5 protein-coding genes are annotated in these 5989 nt (G+C 34.0%); 1 reads left to right on the forward strand and 4 read right to left on the reverse strand.

What is annotated here, in order from left to right; all coding sequences use genetic code 11:
* Window positions 1–2712: excinuclease ABC subunit UvrA (gene uvrA, locus ACXJIE_RS07245; RefSeq protein WP_456480301.1), on the forward strand; the 2712-nt coding region annotated here is incomplete at its 5' end.
* Between the two features lie 82 nt (window positions 2713–2794).
* Here the strand turns inward: uvrA and ACXJIE_RS07250 are convergent.
* The 4 genes from ACXJIE_RS07250 to ACXJIE_RS07265 form a co-directional block, all read right to left on the reverse strand.
* Window positions 2795–3163 carry a transposase gene (locus tag ACXJIE_RS07250; RefSeq protein ID WP_456480302.1) on the reverse strand — a complete coding sequence of 123 codons (369 nt, stop codon included), beginning with the start codon at window positions 3161–3163 and terminating at the stop codon, window positions 2795–2797.
* Window positions 3164–3275: 112 nt separating this feature from the next.
* Window positions 3276–3620 (reverse strand): ATP-binding protein, encoded by a 345-nt coding sequence (locus ACXJIE_RS07255; protein ID WP_456480303.1) that lies wholly within the window; start codon window positions 3618–3620, stop codon window positions 3276–3278.
* Window positions 3621–3726: 106 nt separating this feature from the next.
* Window positions 3727–4311: a hypothetical protein gene (locus ACXJIE_RS07260; protein WP_456480304.1), complete on the reverse strand. Its 585-nt coding sequence runs from the start codon at window positions 4309–4311 to the stop codon at window positions 3727–3729.
* On the reverse strand, window positions 4308–5989 hold a 1682-nt coding region (locus tag ACXJIE_RS07265), incomplete at its 5' end, for an outer membrane protein assembly factor BamD (protein WP_456480305.1). The genes ACXJIE_RS07260 and ACXJIE_RS07265, both read right to left, overlap by 4 nt.

Here is a 5989-nt window from a genome sequence, read left to right on the forward strand (position 1 = left end):
GGAAGCGGCAAAAGCACGCTTGCGTTCGATACGCTGTATGCCGAGGGGCAGAGAAGATATATTGAAAGCCTTTCAAGTTACGCGAGGCAGTTTTTGCAAAAAACGGGAAAGCCGGAAGTTGATAAAATAGACGGGCTTACCCCGGCCATTGCGATTGATCAGAAAACCACATCCAAAAACCCGCGCTCAACCGTGGGAACGGTTACCGAAATATACGACTACCTCAGACTCCTTTATGCAAGAATCGGCATACAGCACTGCCACCTGTGCGGCAAAGAGATTACCCAGATGACTCCCCAGGATATTATCAATGAGGTTTTAAAACTCCCCGAAGGCGCCAAAATCATCATTTACGCTCCTATTGTTAAAGAAAAAAAAGGCGAATTTCACGATTTAATCGAAAAACTCCGAAAAGAAGGAATTATAAGAGCCTACATCGACGGCGTAATCGTAAGGCTCGATGAGGAAATTGAACTGAAAAAAACCAAAAAGCACACCATTAAAGCCGTAATCGACAGGGTTATAGTAAAAGAAGAGAATAAATCACGTATCGCCGAAGCCGTTGAAAAGGCTCTTAATAAAAGTTTCGGAGAGGTTGAAATAGAAATAATAAACGCAAAAGAACTCGGACTTGAGAGGGATTTTATCCATTACAGCGAACATCTTGCCTGTTTTGAGTGTAAGATAAGTTTTGAAGAGCTTGAACCCGTGAGTTTTTCATTCAACTCCCCGAAAGGCGCATGTCCTAAATGTGACGGGCTCGGGGTAACATACACGCTTGACATTGAAAAGGTTATAAAAGACAGACCGCTTAATAAAGGCGCAATCCCGCTTATCTGGGGATTTAACAAAAAATATTACCAGGAATTTTTCAAAGCGCTCTGCCGCGAGCTTGATATCGATATGAACAAGAGCTTTTTCGAGCTTGAGGATTTACAAAAAAGAATAATACTAAACGGCACCGCATACGATATTGAATTTGAATACGCAAAACACAAAATTTCAAAAAGATGGCCGGGACTCAGACAAATCGCACTCGATCTATACAAAGACGAGGATATGAGTGAAATTATGAGCGAGAGCGTATGTCCTTCGTGTAAAGGATTCAGACTCAGACCCGAAAGCCTAGCCGTAAAAGTTGCGGGGAAAACTATCAGCGAAATAATATCGATGCCTATAAGCGATGCGTATGAGTTTTTCAAAAACGAAGAAAACTTCTCACACCTAAACGTTCAGGAAAAAAGAATTGCCGAGCCGATATTGAAAGAAATACGCGAAAGACTCTTTTTCCTTGTGGACGTGGGACTCGGATACCTTACCCTTCACAGGGACGCAAGAACCATAAGCGGTGGAGAAAGCCAGAGAATAAGGATAGCAAGCCAGATCGGAAGCGGGCTTACGGGCGTTATGTACGTGCTTGACGAGCCGAGTATCGGCCTTCACGAAAGGGATACACTTAAACTCATAAACACACTCAAAAACTTAAGAGACAAAGGAAACACCGTAATAGTAGTCGAACACGACAGGGAAACGATACTCAATGCAGATCATATAGTGGATATAGGTCCGGGTGCAGGAAAATTCGGAGGAGAGGTGATATTCAGCGGTAATACAAATGAGCTTTTGAAAAGCGATACGGAAACCGCAAAATACATCAAACGCGAAAAAGATATCGATTATCGAAAAGACAGACCTCAAAACGAATGGATTGAGATTAAAAACGTAAATATCCACAACATAAAGGATTTAGACGTTAAGATTCCTCTAAGAAACCTCGTATGCGTAACGGGTGTGAGCGGAAGCGGTAAAAGCTCGCTTATTCTTCAGACACTTCTTCCGGTTGCCAGAGAAATATTAAACCATGCACACAAAATACAAAAAGTAAAAGGCGTGGAAATCACGGGACTTAAGCAGCTTGATAAAGTAATTTACCTCGACCAGAGCCCTATCGGAAGAACACCGAGAAGCAACCCGGCGACTTACACGGGAGTGTTTGACGATATAAGATCTCTTTTCGCCCAGACTCCCGAAGCCCAGCTTAGAGGCTATACGCCAGGGAGATTCAGCTTTAACGTAAAAGGCGGAAGATGTGAGATGTGTAAGGGTGAAGGACAGATAAAAATAGAAATGCACTTCCTGCCGGATGTAATGGTAACATGCGAAGCGTGCGGAGGAAAAAGATACAACGAACAGACGCTTGAGATTAAATACAAAGGCAAATCAATCGCCGACGTGCTTGAAATGAGCGTTGACGAGGCGTACGAGTTTTTTGAAAAAATACCGAAAATAAAACAGAAACTAAAAACCCTAAAAGATGTCGGGCTCGGATACATCACACTCGGACAAAACGCCACAACCTTAAGCGGAGGGGAAGCTCAGAGAATCAAACTCTCTAAAGAACTCAGCCGCCGCGATACCGGAAATACGCTTTATATTCTTGACGAACCTACAACGGGGCTTCATTTTGCGGATATAGACAGGCTCGTTCAAGTGCTTCAGCATCTTGTGGATTTAGGCAACAGCGTAATAGTGATTGAGCACAATCTTGATTTTATTAAAAACGCCGATTACATAATAGATATGGGTCCCGAAGGCGGCAACGGCGGCGGAAAGGTAATAGCAACGGGAAGTGTCGAGGAAGTTGCCGAAAAATATACCGATGTCAGCTACACCGCAAAATTTTTGGCACAGGAAATTAAAAGCGCTAAGTAAAATCTCCCAAAAAAAGCTACAGGCTTTTTTACTTCTCATAAAAGTCCGTATAGCATTGTAATACCAATCCCCGAAACAAATCTTACATATTTAAGCATTTATTCCAACTTTCTATAATCCAATGAAACCCACAAAGTTGTTTTATATTTTCTTTGTTTTTCATATAATTTGTTAAAGCTTCATCAATTAGTTTTTCTTGTTCTTCTATATTTTCAAATATTTTATTTGCTGTAACTTTTCTTATCTCACCATAAAATTTCTTTGTCGGATTTAACTCTGGTGAATATGAGGGTAAAAACATTATTGTTAAATCATCGTCTTCTAACTTTTTACTTTTATGAAATGAAGCATTATCCCAAACTATTATCAAATGATAATTTTTAAAGAATTTTTTTAATTCATCTAAAAATTTTTTTGTTGTCAATGTATTTACATCAGGCATTTTATACATATAGAAACTATGATACCGCTTCAAAGATTGTGTAAGAGATAATGATAGAATACGTAAGAAATAAAGAAAGGATAACTAATGACAAAAGAAGCGGTATTAAATAATATAGATTTCAAATATCATAAATAAGTTTTAGCTCTTTTTCAAAACCTGGATATTTATGTATCTCATCAATTACAACTAATTTCCCTCCTCTTTTTTCAAACTCTTCGGCAAATTGAAACAATTTTAACGGAGTATATTCTAAAAATTCGGCGTTGATGTAGATTTTTTTATTTAAAGAAAGAGGATTGTCTTTTAGATATTGAAGTAAAAACGTAGTTTTTCCAACTCCCCTTGCTCCAATAATTCCAATTAATTTTTCACTAAAATCGACCTTATTAAACAAATATCTATTATATTCTACATCTAAATTTTTAAGCAGATTATAAAATCTATTTTGAAACAATGTAAGCATAATTTGCCTTTTTTATTAAGCATTTTAGCATAATTTTTGCTTAATACACTAAGCAATTACATACGAAAAATCCAAAAAAACAAAAGAAAAAATAGCAAAAATTTGATTAATAATGCCCACTAACGGCACATTTTACGACATATTTCATTGCTTGTTTTAATGAATAAACTCTTCTTTTAGTTCCGCAATCTGACATATAAACTTCGTTTAAACTTGGATGATAATGACCACTTTTTCCAAGAAGCCCACCATTTGTTGCTTTATAATTTATTACATAGTATCCACCTGATGATGACTTCCACCAATAAGCAATCGTCCCAGCATAACTGCCATTTACATTTACACTACAAGTTTTATTATAACAATCCCTTATACTGACACTTACATATCTGCTTCTAGCTCTTTGTTTTTCTTCGTATCTTCTTTTTGCTTCTTTTTCATCGTAATATTTATCCCATAAACTACTTATAATTTTTTTATCTTTTGGAGAGGTTATATATAGTTTCATTTTATCAAGTGCATCACTTGTACAGCTAAAATCCCAATTATTTATACAACTCTCAGCCTTTTTCTTTAAGCTTTGAAATTCTTTTTTATCATTCTTTTCAAATTTTTCAAATTCACTAAAAGCATCAAAACCAGTTGAGAAGAGAAGGGAAAAGAGAAAAAGAGAGATTATTAGTTGTTTCATTTATTTGCCTTTGCTTCTTCGTCCCATTTTTTTATAAGTTCTCTGCTGATTTTAATAATCCACGCGTCTTGCTCTCCATCATTATATAAATAATTTGCAGGAATAATTAAATTACCTTCTTTATCTTTAAATAACCCCCAAGTAAAAGCCTTTTGATTACCACCAAAAATTTTTTCCCAAATTTTATTTCCATTTTCATTTATTTTAATTAAATATACATTATCTTTTTTTCCTTCCCAACCACCAATGATATATCCGTTTTTATCTTTTACTATTGAAGTTAATACATAGTTTATTTCATCTCCAATAGTTTTTCCCCAAATTTTATTTCCATTTTTATCTATTTTTATTATCCAACCATTAGAATTATTATCACTTTCAGTATATCCTACTGCTATATATCCATTTTTAGCTTCAATAACTGAATTAAACTCATTCTTATTTTTATAAAATCTTGCCCATTCTTTATAAGCATTTTTATTAAATTTAAAAATTGCACCATCAGCAAATCTTGAATCAGAATACCAACTATTCCCTACAGCAATAAAGCCACCGTCCCTTGTATTGATTGCACTATTAAAACCTTCTCCATTTGGATTTTCTTTATAAGAATTTTCACCTACTTTATTCAAATAATTATCTATAGACAATATCCAAAAATGTTCATTTTTCAATCCAACATTTACAAAAATATTATTAAATTGAATAATATCTGCAAACCAACTCCTATTAACTCCAAAATGATTTTGATTAATGTAATTACCTTTTTTATCTATTTTCAAAATCCATCCTTTACTTTTAGGCGCAAAACTATTACTCCATCCACTAAGTATAAAACCATCATTAGTTTTTACTATTGCATTAAATTCATCATCTTTTTCTCCACCAAAATGGTTTTGCCATATTAATTCTCCATTTTTATTTATTTTAAAGACCCATCCATCTTCACCTCCATTGCTATTCGATTTAGTATATCCTGCTAATACATAGCCATCTGACACTTCAACAAAAGAATGTATCCATAATTCATCTTTTTTACTTCCTCCATATATTTTAAACCAGGTATTTTTCACTACCTCTTTTGCCTGTTTTATATGTTTCCCATATGGGACATTTTCTAAGTAAATTTTACAACTTTCTAAATCTTGACACTCTTTCCAATAATAATTATCTATTATGTTTTTTATTTGAGTAATATATTTTCCTTTTGGAAATTTTTTAAAATATTGATTAGCATAATAAATATCATCTTTTGCTTTTTTATAATATAAATTTTCTAACTTATTTTTTGCCTGTTTAACATATTTTCCATTAGGATACTTTTCTAAATAAGTTTCACATCCTGTTATATTACTACACTCTTTAAAATAATATTTTTCAAGTTTTGTTTTAGCACTTGTTTTATATTTACCCCAAGGAATATTATTTAAATATTCTTTACATCCATTAATACTATTGCATTTACTAAAATATTTTTTATCCCAATAATCTTTAATTTCCCTTGCGTATTTTACATTTGGATATTTTTTCAAATATATTTTTGCATCTTTAAGCGAATTAAAGGCTTTTTTGTAATAATAATTTTCCGTATAGTGCAAATTGCTATCAATTTCCACAATTTTTTCAATTCCATCACCTATTCTAAATTTTTTGGAGCTGGAAGAGATGTATGGGTACT

It is taken from the genome of Nautilia sp., assembly GCF_053994455.1.

Coding starts and splice junctions, on each gene's coding strand:
- ACXJIE_RS07250 (WP_456480302.1), bottom strand. CDS start 3,163: ATGTATAAAATGCCTGATGTAAATACATTGACAACAAAAAAATTTTTA.
- ACXJIE_RS07255 (WP_456480303.1), bottom strand. CDS start 3,620: ATGCTTACATTGTTTCAAAATAGATTTTATAATCTGCTTAAAAATTTA.
- ACXJIE_RS07260 (WP_456480304.1), bottom strand. CDS start 4,311: ATGAAACAACTAATAATCTCTCTTTTTCTCTTTTCCCTTCTCTTCTCA.